Source organism: Cognatundibacterium aquatile (assembly GCF_014699135.1).
Taxonomy (GTDB): Bacteria; Pseudomonadota; Gammaproteobacteria; order Burkholderiales; family Burkholderiaceae_D; genus Undibacterium; species Undibacterium aquatile.
The window spans coordinates 175,054-191,398 of sequence record NZ_JACOFT010000004.1; the positions used below are offsets into that span (position 1 = coordinate 175,054).

General features: G+C 48.4%; 14 protein-coding genes, 1 tRNA gene and 1 pseudogene. 13 read left to right on the forward strand and 3 right to left on the reverse strand.

Annotated elements, in window-relative coordinates:
• Nucleotides 1–62: 62 nt before the first annotated feature.
• Nucleotides 63–857, reverse strand: a complete 795-nt coding sequence (locus H8K26_RS12490; protein ID WP_190479920.1) for a 3-hydroxybutyrate dehydrogenase — start codon at nucleotides 855–857, stop codon at nucleotides 63–65.
• Between the two features lie 183 nt (nucleotides 858–1,040).
• Here H8K26_RS12490 and H8K26_RS12495 point away from each other — a divergent pair, with 183 nt between their 5' ends.
• The 12 genes from H8K26_RS12495 (at nucleotide 1,041) to H8K26_RS12550 (ending at nucleotide 12,612) form a co-directional block, all read left to right on the forward strand.
• Nucleotides 1,041–1,856 (forward strand): alpha/beta fold hydrolase, encoded by an 816-nt coding sequence (locus H8K26_RS12495; protein ID WP_190479922.1) that lies wholly within the window; start codon nucleotides 1,041–1,043, stop codon nucleotides 1,854–1,856.
• An 8-nt stretch (nucleotides 1,857–1,864) separates the two neighbouring features.
• Nucleotides 1,865–2,215 carry a RidA family protein gene (locus tag H8K26_RS12500; protein ID WP_186885139.1) on the forward strand — a complete coding sequence of 117 codons (351 nt, stop codon included), beginning with the start codon at nucleotides 1,865–1,867 and terminating at the stop codon, nucleotides 2,213–2,215.
• An 8-nt stretch (nucleotides 2,216–2,223) separates the two neighbouring features.
• Entirely contained in the window at nucleotides 2,224–4,458 is a 2,235-nt protein-coding gene (locus tag H8K26_RS12505; RefSeq protein ID WP_190479924.1) for a RelA/SpoT family protein, read from the forward strand.
• Between the two features lie 156 nt (nucleotides 4,459–4,614).
• A tRNA-Val gene (locus tag H8K26_RS12510) sits at nucleotides 4,615–4,691 on the forward strand.
• Between the two features lie 216 nt (nucleotides 4,692–4,907).
• Entirely contained in the window at nucleotides 4,908–6,818 is a 1,911-nt protein-coding gene (gene thrS, locus H8K26_RS12515; protein WP_186897950.1) for a threonine--tRNA ligase, read from the forward strand.
• 71 nt (nucleotides 6,819–6,889) lie between these two features.
• Entirely contained in the window at nucleotides 6,890–7,411 is a 522-nt protein-coding gene (gene infC, locus H8K26_RS12520; RefSeq protein ID WP_186885293.1) for a translation initiation factor IF-3, read from the forward strand.
• 156 nt (nucleotides 7,412–7,567) lie between these two features.
• The gene (gene rpmI / locus H8K26_RS12525; RefSeq protein ID WP_038493025.1) at nucleotides 7,568–7,765 is read left to right on the forward strand and encodes a 50S ribosomal protein L35; all 198 of its coding nucleotides are present in this window, start codon (nucleotides 7,568–7,570) and stop codon (nucleotides 7,763–7,765) included.
• 29 nt (nucleotides 7,766–7,794) lie between these two features.
• Nucleotides 7,795–8,154 (forward strand): 50S ribosomal protein L20, encoded by a 360-nt coding sequence (gene rplT / locus H8K26_RS12530; protein ID WP_186885142.1) that lies wholly within the window; start codon nucleotides 7,795–7,797, stop codon nucleotides 8,152–8,154.
• A 126-nt stretch (nucleotides 8,155–8,280) separates the two neighbouring features.
• Nucleotides 8,281–9,297 (forward strand): phenylalanine--tRNA ligase subunit alpha, encoded by a 1,017-nt coding sequence (gene pheS, locus H8K26_RS12535; RefSeq protein WP_186885143.1) that lies wholly within the window; start codon nucleotides 8,281–8,283, stop codon nucleotides 9,295–9,297.
• Between the two features lie 49 nt (nucleotides 9,298–9,346).
• Nucleotides 9,347–11,773, forward strand: coding sequence for a phenylalanine--tRNA ligase subunit beta (pheT, locus tag H8K26_RS12540; RefSeq protein WP_190479926.1), 2,427 nt, complete (start codon nucleotides 9,347–9,349; stop codon nucleotides 11,771–11,773).
• 41 nt (nucleotides 11,774–11,814) lie between these two features.
• Nucleotides 11,815–12,228: an integration host factor subunit alpha gene (locus tag H8K26_RS12545; protein ID WP_186885145.1), complete on the forward strand. Its 414-nt coding sequence runs from the start codon at nucleotides 11,815–11,817 to the stop codon at nucleotides 12,226–12,228.
• A 9-nt stretch (nucleotides 12,229–12,237) separates the two neighbouring features.
• The gene (locus H8K26_RS12550) at nucleotides 12,238–12,612 is read left to right on the forward strand and encodes a MerR family transcriptional regulator (RefSeq protein WP_186897953.1); all 375 of its coding nucleotides are present in this window, start codon (nucleotides 12,238–12,240) and stop codon (nucleotides 12,610–12,612) included.
• 362 nt (nucleotides 12,613–12,974) lie between these two features.
• Here H8K26_RS12550 and H8K26_RS18040 read toward each other — a convergent pair.
• Nucleotides 12,975–13,325: pseudogene (locus H8K26_RS18040) on the reverse strand (methyl-accepting chemotaxis protein); the annotation flags it as partial.
• Between the two features lie 1,633 nt (nucleotides 13,326–14,958).
• On the reverse strand, nucleotides 14,959–15,366 hold the full coding sequence (locus H8K26_RS12560) for a winged helix-turn-helix transcriptional regulator (RefSeq protein WP_223827006.1): 408 nt from the start codon (nucleotides 15,364–15,366) through the stop codon (nucleotides 14,959–14,961).
• A gap of 87 nt (nucleotides 15,367–15,453) precedes the next feature.
• Between H8K26_RS12560 and H8K26_RS12565 the strand changes: the two genes are divergently transcribed.
• Nucleotides 15,454–16,314, forward strand: coding sequence for an SDR family oxidoreductase (locus tag H8K26_RS12565; protein ID WP_190479930.1), 861 nt, complete (start codon nucleotides 15,454–15,456; stop codon nucleotides 16,312–16,314).
• The last annotated feature ends 31 nt before the right edge of the window (nucleotides 16,315–16,345 follow it).

Here is a 16,345-nt window from a genome sequence, read left to right on the forward strand (position 1 = left end):
AAAGCCGCTATTTTGAAATAGCGGCTTTTTCTTTTTATTTAATATGTCGCAAAAATACTTTGTTATTGCGCCACCCATCCACCATCCATGTTCCAGGCGACACCTCTGATCTGACTTCCTGCATCGCTGCAGAAAAACACTGCCAGAGCCCCCAGTTGTTCCGGAGTCACGAATTCTCCTGACGGCTGCTTTTCCGCGAGCAGCGCTTTTTTTGCCACTTCATTGCTGATGTTGTCTCGCTCGGCGCGGGCATCAACCTGTTTTTGTACTAATGGCGTCAGTACCCATCCCGGGCAAATCGCGTTACAGGTAATTCCCGTTTGCGCGTTTTCGAGCGCCGTTGTTTTTGTTAGCCCGATCAAGCCATGTTTAGCGGCAACATACGCAGACTTCTGTGCTGACGCGACCAACCCGTGCACCGACGCCAGGTTAATGATGCGCCCCCAGTTTTTTTTCTTCATATACGGTAATGCCAGCCTTGTCGTATGGAAGCAGGAGGTCAGATTAATCGCAATAATGGCATCCCATTTTTCGACCGGAAAATCTTCAATGTTGGCGACATATTGAATGCCGGCATTATTCACCAGTATGTCGACACCACCAAATGTTGTGCTGGCAAATGCCATCAAGGCGGTAATCTCGCTGGCTTTACTCATATCGGCATTGTGATAAGCCGTTTTGACGCTGAATTTTTCTTCAGTGGCTTTCTGAATTGCCTGAATCTCATTTGGATCACCAAAGCCGTTAAATACAATGTTTGCGCCCGCGGCAGCGAGAGAATGCGCGATACCCAAGCCGATTCCTGAAGTTGAGCCCGTTACCAGTGCTGTTTTTCCACGTAAAAAAGATGCTTGCATGTTGACTCCTGACATTAGTTATATAAAAAAGCATGCGTAACAAAGCGAATGTGAATGATTTTAAGCGTAACGATCGGTAAAATGTGAGTTACTAGCAGTAGTAAAAATACTATCTCAGAGGAATGCCTCATGCAGCCAAGGCGCAATACCGTTCAATGCTTGTCTCCATCGGGGCTGCATACCATGTCCTACAAAGAGTGGGGGGATCCTGCTAATGCCGATGTACTGATCTGCGTGCATGGTGTGACGCGGGTTGCCGACGATTTTGATGCTGTCGCGCTATCTTTGTCTTCGCATTACCGGGTTGTCTGTCCAGATGTTGTCGGTCGCGGCTATTCTGGCCGACTGCGCAATCCCTTGCACTATCAGTTGCCGCAATACGTCAGTGACATGGTGACCTTGCTGGCCCGTTTGCAGGCAACAACTGTCGATTGGCTCGGTACCTCGATGGGCGGGCTGATAGGAATGGGAATTGCTTCGTTGGAAGGTAACCCGATACGTAAGCTGATCTTGAATGATGTGGGGCCGGCGCTCAATCCTGAGGCTTTATTACGAATCGGCACTTACATTGGTGAGGATTTACAGTTCCGTACTTTCGAAGAGGCTGCCGCGTACATTAAGACGATTTCGCTTTCATTTGGTGAGCATACTGAGGCTCAGTGGAGTAAATTGGTACATGATGTCTTGCGCCAGACTTCCGATGGTCATTGGCGCAAGCATTATGATCTGTCATTGGCGGAAGTGTTTAAGGCGACGACGCCGGAAATGATCGCTGCAGGGCAGGCGATGCTTTGGGCTGCTTATGATGCGATTCGTTGCGAAACCTTACTGGTGCGCGGTGCTGAATCTGATTTGCTGACAGCAGATACTGCGCTTGCAATGACGAAGCGCGGCCCATGTGCGCAGTTGATAGAAGTGCCCCACGTCGGGCATGCCCCAACTTTTGTCAGTGAAGAGCAAATCAAACTGGTGCGTGATTTTTTGTTAAATGAAAAATAGAGTGAATGATGGAAATAAAGAGATTGCACGTTGGTAAGCGCTTATCTGAAGTGGCGATATGTAACGGCATTGTTTATCTGGCGGGGCAGATCCCGGAAGATGTGAGTCAGGGCATTGCTGGCCAGACTAAAGAGGTACTCGGTCATGTCGATCGCCTGTTGTCGGAGGCAGGGAGTGATAAATCTCGGATACTCTCTTGTCAGATTTTTTTGACTGACATCAGTCAAATTGGCGAGATGAATACTGTCTGGGATGAGTGGGTTGCAGAAAATAATTCACCGCCACGTGCGACCGTAGAAGCCCGACTTGCCAATCCTGATTGGTTGATAGAAATCGTTGTAACAGCAGCGCAAAAATAAAGAATTGTATGGTATCGACATCAGTTGCCGCATCAGAATCTCAGTTGTTGGAAGGTCTGTCAGAAGCAGAGAAAGATAGACTTATTTCTGCACTCGAATTTGTTACGCCGTTTTATGCGGAAAAAGACGTAATTACCGGACAGAATGCATTGCAGTTTGTGCGTGGAGTGGCTTCCACACTGGCGATGTTGCGCACTGATATAGACTCACGTATTGCTGCTTTATTGTTCGAATTGCCTGAATTAAGCCCGATCGCGGCCGAGCAAATCGAAGTCCGCTACGGACAAGAGATTGCAGATCTGGTCAGCGGCATCCGGCGTCTGATGAAACTCCGGGAGACCGCGTTAACCCATCATGATGTCGGTCATGGCAAGGATGCGGCCGAGAAAGCTGCAGCGCAGATGGAAACGTTGCGCAAAATGATGTTGGCAATGGCAACCGATATGCGAGTGGTGTTGATCAGGTTGGCGTCGAGGGTCACTACTTTGCGCTATTTTGCCGAGTGCAAGCGCGAAGACAGCGCTACACAGCAATATGCCAGCGAGACGATGAACCTGTATGCGCCGTTGGCAAACAGGCTGGGCGTCTGGCAACTGAAGTGGGAGCTTGAGGATTTATCTTTCCGCTTTCTCGAGCCTGCACAATACAAGCGCATAGCCAAAATGCTGGAAGAAAAGCGTGTGGAGCGCGAGAGTTTTGTTGCAACGGCATTGGCACGTTTAACCTCTGAATTGAAAAACGCAGGTATCAAAGGCGAGGTGTCTGGCCGTCCTAAGCACATTTACAGTATCTGGAAAAAGATGAAGGGTAAGTCAGTTAATTTTGACGAACTCTATGATGTGCGTGCGTTCCGGGTCGTTGTTGATGATATTAAGGATTGTTATACCGTACTTGGACTTGTGCACAACGTCTGGGTGCCGATTCCTAAAGAATTTGACGATTACATTTCTCGTCCAAAATCGAATGGTTATAAATCTCTGCATACAGTCGTTGTTGTTGAGGATGGCCGGCCACTTGAGGTACAGATTCGTACGAAAGAAATGCACCAGTTCGCGGAATATGGAGTCGCTGCGCATTGGCGTTATAAAGAGAGTGGCGGCTCTAACTTCACGGCACAAGAATATGACGAAAAAATTGCCTGGCTACGACAGTTACTTGCCTGGAAAAGTGAGGTTGCTGATGCGGTTGTTGAGCACGAAGACATACAAAGAGAGTGGGTGGAAAAGCTGAAGTCTGCAAGTCTGGATGAGCGGATTTATGTTCTGACGCCGCAGGCAAGAGTGATCGAATTGCCGCGAGAGGCGACACCGGTTGATTTTGCTTATCAGTTGCATACAGACGTCGGTCATCGTTGTCGCGGTGCCCGAGTCGATGGTGTTATGGTGCCGTTAAACACTCGTTTGCAGAATGGGCAGACCGTTGAAATCATTACGCTGAAGGCAGGATCTGCGCAGTCTGGCCCATCGAGAGACTGGCTCCATTCTGAGTATTCGGTCAGTACTCGTACCCGTAGCAAAATTCGTGCGTGGTTTAATGTTATTGATCAGCAGGAAACCCTGGCATCGGGGCGGGCCCTGGTCGAAAAAACGTTGCAGCGTGAAGGTAAGACTGCCGTTAATCTTGAGGAGTTGGCGCGGAAGCTGGGCTTTGCCGCATTGGATGATTTGTTGCTATCTGTCGGTAAAGAAGAATTCAGTCTCAGGCAGATAGAAACCGTGCTCAGGGATAGCCCGGTCGAAATACCTGATGATCTGAATATCACCAATAAGAGTCGTGCATCAAGTGTTACGCAAGGTGCGAAATCTGGTGTGCTGGTTGTTGGAACAGATGGATTGATGACGCAGTTGGCGCGTTGTTGTAAGCCCGCACCGCCGGACGATATCGTTGGGTTTGTCACCCGAGGTAAGGGCGTTTCCATTCACCGGCTTACCTGCAAAAACTTCGCAGAAATGCGTAATAAAGCACCCGAGCGGGTGATACAGACGACTTGGGGTGAGCACGGTAAGGATACGGTTTATCCTGTCGATATTTTTGTATTGGCGCAGGACAGGCAGGGATTGTTGCGCGATATTTCTGAGGTTTTTTCTAAGGAAAAAATTAATGTGGTTGGCGTAAATACACAGAGTGCAAAATCGCAGGCCCGGATGTCGTTTACTGCTGAAATCGGCGGCACTTCGCAATTACAAAAAGCATTGACGACAATACGTGAAGTGAGTGGAGTGCTTGAGGTTCGGAGGCAATAATGCAAGCGGGGGGGGCGAATGCGGTTGGCCTCAAAGTGTTGCTGCTGGCGCTGGAATACATACGGGGAAAAATACAAGTACTTGTCCGGTTCTTAGAAAAAGTTCGGTTCAGGGCTAGTAATTGTTCGCGGGTCTCTGCTATACTTCGGTTTCTTTAGACGCGTAGCTCAGCTGGTTAGAGCACTACCTTGACATGGTAGGGGTCGTTGGTTCGAGTCCAATCGTGTCTACCAATGAATTTAAGAAATATAAGTATTTTTAGATAAGAGCGAGAAAGGCATCCTGGTTATGACACCGCGAACTACCACGCAAATGGTTTGGGAGCGACTCTAGTCGAGGATCTTTTTCGTCTGTATCAAATTTGAAAAAGCACGGCTAGCCGTGCTTTTTTTTCGTCTTTATTTTCTAATCGCAAATTTCGGCAAACTTCTGCCACTATGGAGAGTGACATGGTCTCAGTAAAACTTCCTGATGGTTCGCAACGTCAATTTGATGCGCCTGTAACCGTGGCGCAAGTTGCTGCCAGTATTGGTGCTGGCCTGGCAAAGGCGGCGCTCGCTGGCAGAGTTGATGGCGTATTGGTGGATACCTCATTCCTGATTGAGCGAGATGCTGAGTTGGCAATTGTGACCGACAAAGATGCGGATGGATTGGATGTGATTCGTCATTCGACAGCGCATTTGCTGGCTTATGCGGTAAAAGAATTATTTCCCGATGCGCAGGTGACAATTGGTCCTGTGATCGAAAACGGGTTTTATTACGACTTTTCTTATAAGCGTCCATTTACTCCTGACGATTTGCTCGCGATAGAAAAGAAAATGACTGAGCTCGCTAAAAAAGATGAGCAAGTTGTCCGCAAGGTGTTGCCGCGAGATGAGGCCGTTGCTTACTTTAAATCGATCGGTGAAGCGTATAAGGCAGAAATCATTGAGTCGATTCCTGTTGATCAGGATGTCTCTCTTTACACCGAGGGTACTTTTACTGATTTGTGTCGTGGGCCGCACGTGCCATCCACTGGCAAGCTGAAAGTTTTTAAATTGATGAAGCTTGCAGGTGCTTACTGGCGTGGCGATTCTAAGAATGAAATGTTGCAGCGTATTTACGGTACTGCCTTTGCAAAAAAAGAAGATCAGGAGCAATACCTGCACATGCTGGAAGAGGCTGAAAAGCGCGATCATCGCAAGCTGGGTAAGTCACTGGATTTATTCCATTTTCAGGATGAGGCTCCGGGCCTGGTGTTCTGGCATGCAAAAGGCTGGACTATCTGGCAGCAAGTAGAGCAATACATGCGCAAGGTTTATCAGGATTGTGGTTACCAGGAAGTGAAAGGTCCGCAGATTCTCGACAGTAGTCTGTGGGGTAAAACCGGGCACTGGGATAACTATAAAGACAATATGTTTATCACAGAGTCGGAAAATCGCTCTTATGCGCTGAAGCCGATGAATTGCCCTGGACATGTGCAGATTTTCAATTCTGGAATGAAGAGTTATCGCGATCTGCCATTGCGGTTCGGTGAATTCGGTCAGTGTCATCGCAACGAGCCGTCCGGTGCTTTGCACGGAATTATGCGTGTGCGCGGCTTTACTCAGGATGATGGACATATTTTCTGTACAGAGGCGCAAATTCAGGATGAGGTAATTGCTTTTCACCCTCAGGCAATGAAGGTCTATGATGACTTTGGCTTTAAAAATATTGCAATCAAACTCGCCTTGCGGCCAGAAAATCGCATTGGCAGTGACGAAGTCTGGGATACCGCTGAAGAAACGCTGCGCGCTGGCTTGCGCGCTTGCGGTGTGACTGAGTGGGAAGAGTTGCCGGGTGAGGGCGCATTTTACGGTCCGAAAATCGAATACCACCTGAAGGATAGTTTGGGTCGCCCTTGGCAAGTCGGTACTATGCAGGTCGACTTTTTTATGCCGGGTCGCCTGGGTGCTGAATATGTGGCTGATGATAACAGTCGCAAAGTGCCGGTAATGCTGCATCGCGCTATTGTTGGCTCCATGGAGCGCTTCATCGGAATTTTGATTGAAAACCATGCCGGCGCTTTGCCTTTGTGGTTGTCTCCAGTGCAAGTTTCCGTGTTAAATATCTCGGAGTCGCAAGCGGAATACGCAAAATCTGTTGCTGAAATCCTGAAGAAACAAGGGTTTAGAGTTAACACGGATTTGCGTAATGAGAAAATTACCTATAAAATACGCGAGCACTCTATTCAAAAAATGCCTTACATAGTAGTAATAGGCGATAAAGAACGAGATGCAAACACAGTCGCTGTGCGTACGCGTGGCAATCTGGATCTGGGGGTAATGCCTCTTGATGCCTTCATAGCTCGTTTAAAAAACGAAGCAGACACTAAGGTTTAACAGATCAGTCCGCAATCTTGCTGTAAGCGAGATTGGCACGGTAAAGATTTAATTTTTTAAAGGAAACTGCAATAGCTACCGAAAGAACACATCGTATCAACGGGGAAGTTACCGCGCTTGAAGTGCGCTTGTCCGGCGTTGATAATGAACCTCTGGGTATCGTTAAACTGAGTGAGGCATTCCGTTTGGCCGAAGAGGCTAATGTGGATTTGGTGGAAATTGCACCCACTGCCCAACCTCCTGTTTGTCGTTTGATGGATTACGGCAAGTTTAAATACCAGGAACAGAAAAAAGCTCATGAAGCCAAACTGAAACAAAAAGTCATTTTGGTGAAAGAAGTGAAGTTCCGTCCTGGTACAGATGATGGTGATTACAACATCAAGCTGCGTAATCTGGTCAAGTTTCTGGATGACGGCGATAAAACAAAGATTACTTTGCGTTTTCGCGGTCGTGAAATGGCGCATCAGGAAATCGGTATGCGTGTGCTTGAGCGCCTGAAGCTTGATTTAGAGCCTTACGGTCAGGTAGAGCAGTTTCCAAAAATGGAAGGGCGTCAGATGGTCATGATTCTGGCACCTAAGAAAAAGAAATAAGTATTTTGTAGTACTTGTTTGGTACGGGTATTACGATAGATCTGTTTCGTCAGGAACAGATCACAATAAGTGAGAAGTAGGCATCCAAGAGTAGCGTTTATTGCTGCCACCTACCATCATATAAAACCGGAGCTGTCGTCAACGACAGATAGTGTTATGCCAAAAATGAAAACAAAGAGCTCTGCTAAGAAGCGCTTTCGTGTACGTCCAGGTGGAACAGTAAAGAGTGGTCACGCTTTCAAGCGCCATATCTTGACTAAAAAGACCACAAAGAACAAACGTCAATTACGTGGTACACGTAACATCAATGCGTCCGACGTGACATCAGTCATGCGCATGATGCCTACCGCTTAACCTCATACTCACTATTTTAAGGAGTTATTATGCCTAGAGTAAAACGTGGGGTTACCGCTCGTGCCCGTCATAAGAAAGTTCTGAACCTTGCTAAAGGTTACCGTGGTCGTCGTAGTAAAGTATTCCGTATTGCTAAGCAAGCAGTTATGCGTGCAGGTCAATACGCATACCGCGATCGCCGCAATAAAAAACGCGTATTCCGCGCATTGTGGATCACTCGTATTAACGCAGCAACCCGTCAACACGGTATGACTTACAGCGTGTTCATGAACGGCTTGAAAAAAGCCTCCATTGAACTCGACCGTAAAGTACTGGCTGACATGGCTGTGATGGACAAACCAGCGTTTGCTGCGATTGTTAATCAAGTTAAAGCCAACCTGGCTGCGTAATCAAAGTAATTTGTAGTCGTTGCGATGTGTTAAACATCGCTATATCAAGCGGGGCAGAGGTTGAATCCTATGCCCCGTTTTGTTTTCAGCTCATTATTTCAGCTTCACAGTAAGCGGGAACAACGCATGAACCCATTAGATCAAATCGTCAGCCAGGCATGTGCTGATTTTCTCGCGGCACCGGATGCCGCAGCACTCGAAAATGCTAAGGCATTGTACCTGGGCAAAAGTGGCCAGATTACCGAACAGATGAAGAGTCTGGGGAAATTGTCTCCGGATGAGCGCAAAGTGCAGGGCGCGGTGATTAATGCTGCTAAAGTCAAAATCGAAAATGCTTTAACTGAGCGTCGCGATGCTTTAGCAGACGCGCAATTGCAGACGCGTTTAAATGCCGAAGCGATTGACGTGACACTGCCCGGGCGTGGCCGTGGTATCGGTGGCATTCATCCTGTTATGCGCACCTGGAAGCGAGTTGAAGAAATTTTCCGTTCAATTGGTTTTGACGTCGCTGACGGCCCTGAGATCGAAACCGACTGGACCAATTTTACTGCTTTAAATAGTCCTGAAAATCATCCTGCCCGCTCTATGCAGGACACTTTCTATATTGATGGTAAGGATAGTCAGGGTAAGCAATTGCTGCTGCGTACGCATACCAGCCCTATGCAGGTGCGATATGCGCGCATGAGCAAACCACCAATCAAAATTATTGCACCTGGCCGCACTTATCGTGTCGACAGCGATGCGACACACTCCCCGATGTTCCATCAGGTTGAGGGCTTATGGATTGCCGAAGATATCAGCTTCGCGGATCTGAAAGGTGTCTATCTGAATTTTGTAAAAGCGTTTTTTGAAACAGACGATTTGCAGGTGCGCTTCCGACCTTCCTATTTTCCATTTACCGAGCCATCAGCCGAAATTGATATCGCTTTCGGTAGCGGGCCTTTAAAAGGTCGCTGGCTGGAAGTATCGGGTTCTGGTCAGGTGCATCCTGCTGTGATCCGGAACATGGGACTCGATCCTGAAAAATACATAGGCTTTGCGTTTGGTTCTGGCCTAGAACGCCTTACCATGTTGCGTTACGGCGTCAACGATCTGCGCTTGTTCTATGAGGGCGACTTGCGCTTCCTGAAGCAATTCAACTAACTTTTTTGAGCAATCTGAGCTCAAGCATCTAACAATAGACGGCTGAATTATGCAATTTTCTGAAAACTGGCTCCGCACCATGGTCAATCCGAAGATGACTTCGGATGAGTTGTCTCATCTGTTGACTATGTCAGGTTTGGAAGTCGAAGAAGTGGAGCCTGTTGCTCCTCCTTTCAACAATGTCGTGGTTGCGGAGATTCGTGAAATCGTCAAGCATCCCGATGCTGATCGTTTAAATGTGTGCCAGGTTGATGTCGGCACCGGCACATTGTTGAATATCGTTTGCGGAGCGCCGAATGTCCGCGTTGGCATGCGTGTACCTTGTGCAACGGCTGGCGCGGTTTTGCCTCCGGGGGCTGACGGTAAGCCGTTCGTGATTAAGGTAGGCAAGTTGCGCGGCGTTGAATCGCAAGGCATGTTGTGTTCTGCACGCGAATTGAAATTGTCCGAAGACCATGGCGGCTTGATGGAATTGCCGTCAGACGCGCCAGTGGGCCAGAATTTCCGTGATTACTATGAGTTGAATGATCTGAAGTTCACAATCAAGCTCACCCCGAACAAGGCTGACTGCTTATCCGTCTTAGGTGTTGCAAGAGAAGTGTCTGCCCTGACTGGAACGCCTTTGCAGATGCCTGTGACGGATGTCATTGCGCCATCCTTGCAGGAAGTGTTGCCGGTGAAAGTTTCCGCGTCTGATCTGTGTGGCCGTTTCTGCGGTCGCGTGATTCGTGGCGTCAATGCGAAAGCACCGACCCCAGACTGGATGAAACAACGCCTTGAGCGCAGCGGACAGCGCCCTATCTCTGCGCTTGTTGATATTTCCAATTATGTGATGCTTGAACTGGGGCGTCCATCGCATGTTTTTGATCTCGATAAAATCCATGGCGGCCTCAATGTGCGCTGGGGTAAAGCAGGTGAATCACTGAAGCTGCTGAATGGCAATACAGTTGAGGTCGATGAATGGGTCGGCGTGATTGCGGATGAAAAAGAAATCGAATCTCTGGCCGGCATCATGGGTGGCGATTCGACCGCTGTTTCTCTGGATACGCAAAACATTTACCTCGAAGCTGCTTTCTGGTGGCCACAGGCAATCCAGGGCAGGGGCCGTCGTTTTAATTTCTCTACCGATGCCGGACATCGCTTTGAACGTGGCGTCGATTTTGAAAATATCGTCGAACATATCGAACGTATCAGTGCTTTGATCGTTGAGATTTGTGGTGGCCGTGAACAGGTAAAACTGGGTCCGGTTGATGATCAGATTATTAATTTGCCGCAACGTTTGCCGGTGAAATTACGTACCGCACGGGCACAAAAAGTCATCGGCGTGCCGTTGACTGATGAGGTCATCGCCGATATTTTCAAACGTCTGGGATTGCAATTTACGCAGCAGACAGGTGAATTCCTGGTGACGCCGCCGTCCTATCGTTTCGATATCGAAATCGAAGAAGATCTGATTGAGGAAGTCGCGCGCGTTTACGGTTTTGAGAATATTCCGGCTTTACCTCCGGTTGCCGCGAACGCCATGCTGATCGCGCCGGAAAATCAACGCTCGCTGTTTGATTTGCGCTCTCTGGTCGCTGATATGGATTATCAGGAAGTGGTTAACTACAGCTTCGTTGAAGAAGCCTGGGAAAAAGACTTTGCCGGTAACGATCAGCCTGTGAAGTTATTGAATCCTATCGCCAGCCAGATGAGTGTGATGCGCACCAATCTGATCGGCAGCCTGGTAGCGAATGCCCGCTATAACCTGAATCGTAAAGTCAGCCGTATCCGTGTTTTTGAAATCGGTGCTGTTTATCTGCGTGATGCTTCCGTACAGGATGGCCCGTTGGAAGTCGCGGGTTATCGCCAGCCTAAGCATCTGACTGGACTCGCTTATGGTCCCGTCGCTGAAGAACAATGGGGCGTAGCAACGCGTAATGTGGATTTCTTTGATGTGAAAGCGGATGTCGAGGCCTTGTTTGCGCCAAAAGTTGTGCGTTTCATCAAAAATGAACACGTTGCCTTGCATCCGGGCCGTAGTGCCAGCATTGAATGTGACGGCAAGATTGTTGGCTTTATCGGTGAACTGCATCCACGCTTGCAACAAAAATACGATTTGCCGCTGGCGCCGGTTGTATTTGAAATTGATACAGCAGCTTTGCAATCCGTCAATGTTCCGGTTTATCAGGAAATATCGAAATTCCAGGCTGTGAAGCGTGATCTTGCTCTTGTGGTTAAACAATCCGTTTCCGTGCAAGAGATGATCGATGTGTTTAGCGCTGAAATAGGCCGGAACGAAGCCTGTAAAATTGTGCAAGCTATTGTTTTGTTTGATGAATATCGTGGTAAGGGCTTGGAGGCAGATGAGAAAAGTCTTGCTTTCCGCTTTAGCTTACAAGATACTCAAGCTACATTGCAAGATGACAAGGTTGAAGCCGCAATGACCGCATTGACTCAGGCCGCAGGCTTGAAGTTTGCTGCCAAGCTGCGCTAAGATGATTGGCTTACGCCCGTATAGACTAGATGAGTTTGATAATGAATGACGTAAATTCCGCTGAATTTCAATCGGTGCTGGATGCCGATTTAAATCGTGCGATGCTGGAGGCCAGGGCGCGTTCTCAAGCGGAAAAAGAGTTACCCACTTTAACTAAAGCTGAGTTAGCCGAGCTGTTGTTTGAGCAGGTCGGCCTCAACAAGCGCGAAGCTAAAGATATGGTGGAAACCTTTTTCGATGAAATTCGTGATGCACTGGAACGTGGCGAAGCGGTGAAGTTGTCTGGCTTCGGTAATTTTCAGTTAAGAGACAAACCACAGCGTCCCGGGCGCAATCCTAAGACGGGCGAAGAAATTGCGATTACTGCCCGTCGTGTTGTCACCTTCCATGCCAGCCAGAAATTGAAGGGTATGGTGGATGACATCAGCGGTCAACCATTGGCTCATGCTGCTTAAAAGATTCTCATGACTGAAATTAAAATCGAAACAGTGACCTTGCCACCGATTCCGGCCAAGCGTTATTTCACGATTGGAGAAGTAAGCGAATTGTGTGGCGTTAAGCCACACGTTTTGCGTTATTGGGAGCAGGAATTTTCGCAACTGAAGCCGGTAAAACGCCGGGGCAACCGTCGTTATTACCAGCATCATGAAGTGCTTCTGATACGACGTATCCGCGAACTTTTGTATGAACAGGGCTTCACGATCAACGGTGCCCGCAATAAACTCGGCAGTGCCGCCGGGCGTATCCAGGAAACTGACGAAGTGGTGGAAACTCCGGTGGATTTGCACTACATCCGTGATGAGTTGCGTTCCATACTGAATCTGCTCACCCCGCAATAAACATCAAGGGCAGAGTGAATGCCCTTGGATGTTTTACTTCCTGATGCTCTACTTCCTTATTATTACCTCTTGATTGTACGCAATCGTACTACGGCAGATTCAGTTTGAGTTTCTGCCGTTTTCAATTCAATTTTCCTTTTCTGTTGTTTTAATCTCAGCAATTGACCTTGTTCGTCATGTTCCACATGAATGTCGCTTTGGTAGATTTTAAATACACTGACTGCATCAATCAGTGCTGATGCCTGGTCCTCCAGGCTGGCGGTTGATTTCGCTCCCTCATCTGCGAGGCTGACATTGTGTTGCGTGATTTCATCAATAGCAGCGATTGCTTCATTGACGCTGGAAATACCCATGCTTTGTTCCCGGCTCACATCTGCCACATGCCGGATCAGATCGGTCACTTGAGCGATATTTTCGGCGATTTCCTGCATCGTTTTTCCTGCCGAATCAATCATGTTGTTACCGTGTTGTACTGCTTCGCTTGATGTGTTGATTAAGGACTTGATTTCCTTGGCGGCATTCGCGCTGCGCTGTGCGAGATTTCTGACTTCACTGGCGACTACTGCAAAGCCACGCCCTTCCTGTCCGGCTCTGGCTGCTTCAACTGCCGCGTTGAGCGCAAGGATATTGGTCTGGAATGCAATGCCATCCATCACACCGATAATTTCCGCAATTTTGCGCGTACCGGATGTGACTGATTGCATCGATACGATGGCCTTATCCATAACCTGCAAGCCTTGTTGCACGTGCTCTGCGGATGTGTTGGCGAGGCTGCTTGCCTGCGCCAGATTGCCCGCATTCTCTTTCACTGTGCTGGTCAGTTCCTCGACGGAGGTTGCTGTTTGTTGCAGAGAGCCAGCCTGCGTTTCAGTACGATTGGCAAGCTCTGCATTTTCATTATGGATATGATGGGCAATGTTGTTGACGTTTTCAGCGCCAGTACGGATATTTTGCACAAGGCGACTCAAGCCCTGATTCATTTTTGTGACCGCGTTAATCAATTGCGCCAGCTCATCTTGCCCGCTGCGTTCAGGCATCTGAATTAAATCTCCCGATGCTGTTTTTTCGATATTTTCAGTCAGTGTTTTGATATCTCTCGACAGTGCGAAATAGATTCCGAGCAAAAAATAGCTGGCGATCAGCACCAGTAACATGAGTGCAGAAAACATTTTGGCTATTTTCTGATTCAATTGTTGCGCGTGACGCGTCAGGCGCTGATCAATCAGCGTGGATACGGTGTTACTCGCAGCGTTCAGATTTACCAGCGTTTCATCGCCGGCTTTTAAAAATGCGTTTCCTGAGCTTTGATTGACTGAAGACAGAACTTCATCTTTGGCTCTTTCCAGATATTGTTCCGAAACGCCGATCGCTGTTTTAAGCGAGCGGAATTCCGTTTGATAATCGGGATTGCTTTTTTCCAGTGAATCCACTCTTTGTCGCAACTGCACTAACTCGTATTTCGCCATCAGTTGCAACGAATTGAGCATCACATCTTCGCCACCTTCAAATAAGCCAGTGTCGATATATGCTGCGCCACGGGCGGACATCACTGCGATTTTCTCTGCGATGGAGGGAATGCCGGTCAGATAGATATTCGCCAGTTCATGAGTGACGAAATCGCTGTCGAGAGCGAGCTTGGAAGCATAAGCGCGCTCCTGAATCTGCTGATTCAAGCGCTCTGATAATTTTGTGTATTCGGTGAAACTGACGGCAGACTTTAAGCTCGCTTGCTGACCAATCAGATCTTGCCAGCGTTTTTTTATGTCGTCGCTAACGTCCGGCTTTTTCAGGCTATCGGCAATTTGCTTTTGATTTGAGCTGATTGCATCGGCAACTTGTTTATTGCCATTGAGCTGCAGATGCTGCAATGCCCTTTGTTTCCGTATCAGGGTTTCCAGATCCTGATATCCGTGTATCTGCTGTATGGCGAATTGCTTTTCTTTGCTAATGCTGACCTCTGCCCGCATTTCGATGAAGAGCAGCGTCAGAACAATGAAGAGAGGAATAGAAAATGCCGCGGCGATGAACGCGACCTTATGCCCGATGCGAAAACCTTGCGTCAGACGAATGGCGGGAGAGAGGAGTTTGAGCACGATTTTCTTAAAGGAAAAATGCATGGAGGAAACATATTTAACGTGAGAATAGTTCTTAAATATGACTTCGTTATGACCTTAGGGAGGCGTGTTCAGACGCGCCTTGAATTGCCCGGCGGACTCACTGCGGAGCGTGAATTGGTGCCAGATCGGCGGACAGACGTCGCGCAAATCAAGCGGGGCGGGCACTCAGGCCAGACCCGTTTTGAGTGAAGTGAAAAATGCGATTGGTATGAGCAGCTAGCAGATTTGCTTATTGCTCACTTTTCTGAATTTGTGCCGCGATAATTTCCGGCAGGTTCAACTCTATCCAATCTGCCAGCGCTTCTACTTTTTTTGCGATTTCGGTACCGGATTGCGTCAGTGTGTATTCCACATGCGGCGGCACGACAGGATAAGAAATCCGCTCAACGAAGCCATCAGATTCCAGCCACTGCAAGGTTTGCGCCAGCATTTTTTCACTGATGCCATTCACCTTGCGCCGTAAATCGCTGAAGCGTTGCGTTCCACTTAACAGCGCCACCAGAAGCAATACGCCCCAACGACTGGTGACGTGTTTAAGAATCTCTCTGGAAGGACATTTTTCGGTGAACAGATCGCCGCGCTGCATTCTGTCTGCCAGGCTCGGTGCAAAAGGTATTTCGACCGCTTTCATTTTCATTCTTACTTACCTTTTTGTGCGTACTTACTTTTAGTTAGCTAAGGCGCTATTATGCCTGTTCCTACTCAATTTACAAAGGGATTTACCATGATAGTCGTCACAGGTGCTTCCGGCCAGCTTGGTCGTTTAGTGATAGAAGCCTTATTAAAAAAAATTCCAGCCAGTGAGATCGTCGCGGCGGTACGTAAGCCAGACAGCGTGAATGATTTGGCCGGGCGCGGTGTACAGGTGCGGCAGATCGATTACAGTCGCCCGGAAACGCTTGCTGGCGCTTTCAAAAAGGGTGAAAAATTACTGCTCATCTCCAGCAGTGAAATCGGGCAGCGCGTATCTCAGCATAAAGCCGTGATCGATGCGGCGAAAAACGCCGGTGTTGAACTGATTGCCTATACCAGTATTTTGCATGCAGATTCTTCCCCATTGCCGCTGGCTGCCGAACACAAGGAAACCGAGCAACTGCTGCAGGCTTCTGGTTTGCCAGTCGTTCTGTTAAGAAATGGCTGGTATACCGAGAACTATCTCGCCAGCGTGCCAGCGGCTTTACAGTACGGTGTCTTGCTGGGAAGTGCCGGAGACGGTCGCATTTCATCTGCTGCCCGCGCTGATTACGCAGAAGCGGCTGCGGTGGTGCTGACCAGCGAAAATCAGGCCGGGCGCATTTATGAGCTGGCAGGTGATGATTCGTATTCTCTGCAAGAGCTGGCGCAAGAAATCGCGCGGCAATCAGCTAAAGCAGTGGCTTATCAGAATTTGCCGGAAAGCGCTTATAAAGATGCCTTGCTGAGTGCGGGTCTGCCTGAACCGGTGGCAGTGTTGTTGGCCGAATCTGATGTCGGTGCGTCGAAGGGGGGTCTGTTTGATGATAGCCATCAATTGAGCAAACTGATCGCACGCCCAACCACGGCATTGCCAGTATTGCTTAAAGCTGCGCTCGCGTCGGCATCCTGAAAATAGGAATGCAGCCAGTCATCATCATGTT

Bases quoted from the DNA above. Each gene is read 5' to 3' on its own strand.
- H8K26_RS12490 (WP_190479920.1), bottom strand. From the start codon at position 857: ATGCAAGCATCTTTTTTACGTGGAAAAACAGCACTGGTAACGGGCTCA.
- H8K26_RS12560 (WP_223827006.1), bottom strand. From the start codon at position 15,366: ATGAAAATGAAAGCGGTCGAAATACCTTTTGCACCGAGCCTGGCAGAC.
- rplT (WP_186885142.1), top strand. From the start codon at position 7,795: ATGCCTAGAGTAAAACGTGGGGTTACCGCTCGTGCCCGTCATAAGAAA.
- H8K26_RS12505 (WP_190479924.1), top strand. From the start codon at position 2,224: ATGGTATCGACATCAGTTGCCGCATCAGAATCTCAGTTGTTGGAAGGT.
- H8K26_RS12565 (WP_190479930.1), top strand. From the start codon at position 15,454: ATGATAGTCGTCACAGGTGCTTCCGGCCAGCTTGGTCGTTTAGTGATA.
- H8K26_RS12495 (WP_190479922.1), top strand. From the start codon at position 1,041: ATGTCCTACAAAGAGTGGGGGGATCCTGCTAATGCCGATGTACTGATC.
- pheS (WP_186885143.1), top strand. From the start codon at position 8,281: ATGAACCCATTAGATCAAATCGTCAGCCAGGCATGTGCTGATTTTCTC.
- H8K26_RS12550 (WP_186897953.1), top strand. From the start codon at position 12,238: ATGACTGAAATTAAAATCGAAACAGTGACCTTGCCACCGATTCCGGCC.
- H8K26_RS12500 (WP_186885139.1), top strand. From the start codon at position 1,865: ATGGAAATAAAGAGATTGCACGTTGGTAAGCGCTTATCTGAAGTGGCG.
- rpmI (WP_038493025.1), top strand. From the start codon at position 7,568: ATGCCAAAAATGAAAACAAAGAGCTCTGCTAAGAAGCGCTTTCGTGTA.
- H8K26_RS12545 (WP_186885145.1), top strand. From the start codon at position 11,815: ATGAATGACGTAAATTCCGCTGAATTTCAATCGGTGCTGGATGCCGAT.
- pheT (WP_190479926.1), top strand. From the start codon at position 9,347: ATGCAATTTTCTGAAAACTGGCTCCGCACCATGGTCAATCCGAAGATG.
- thrS (WP_186897950.1), top strand. From the start codon at position 4,908: ATGGTCTCAGTAAAACTTCCTGATGGTTCGCAACGTCAATTTGATGCG.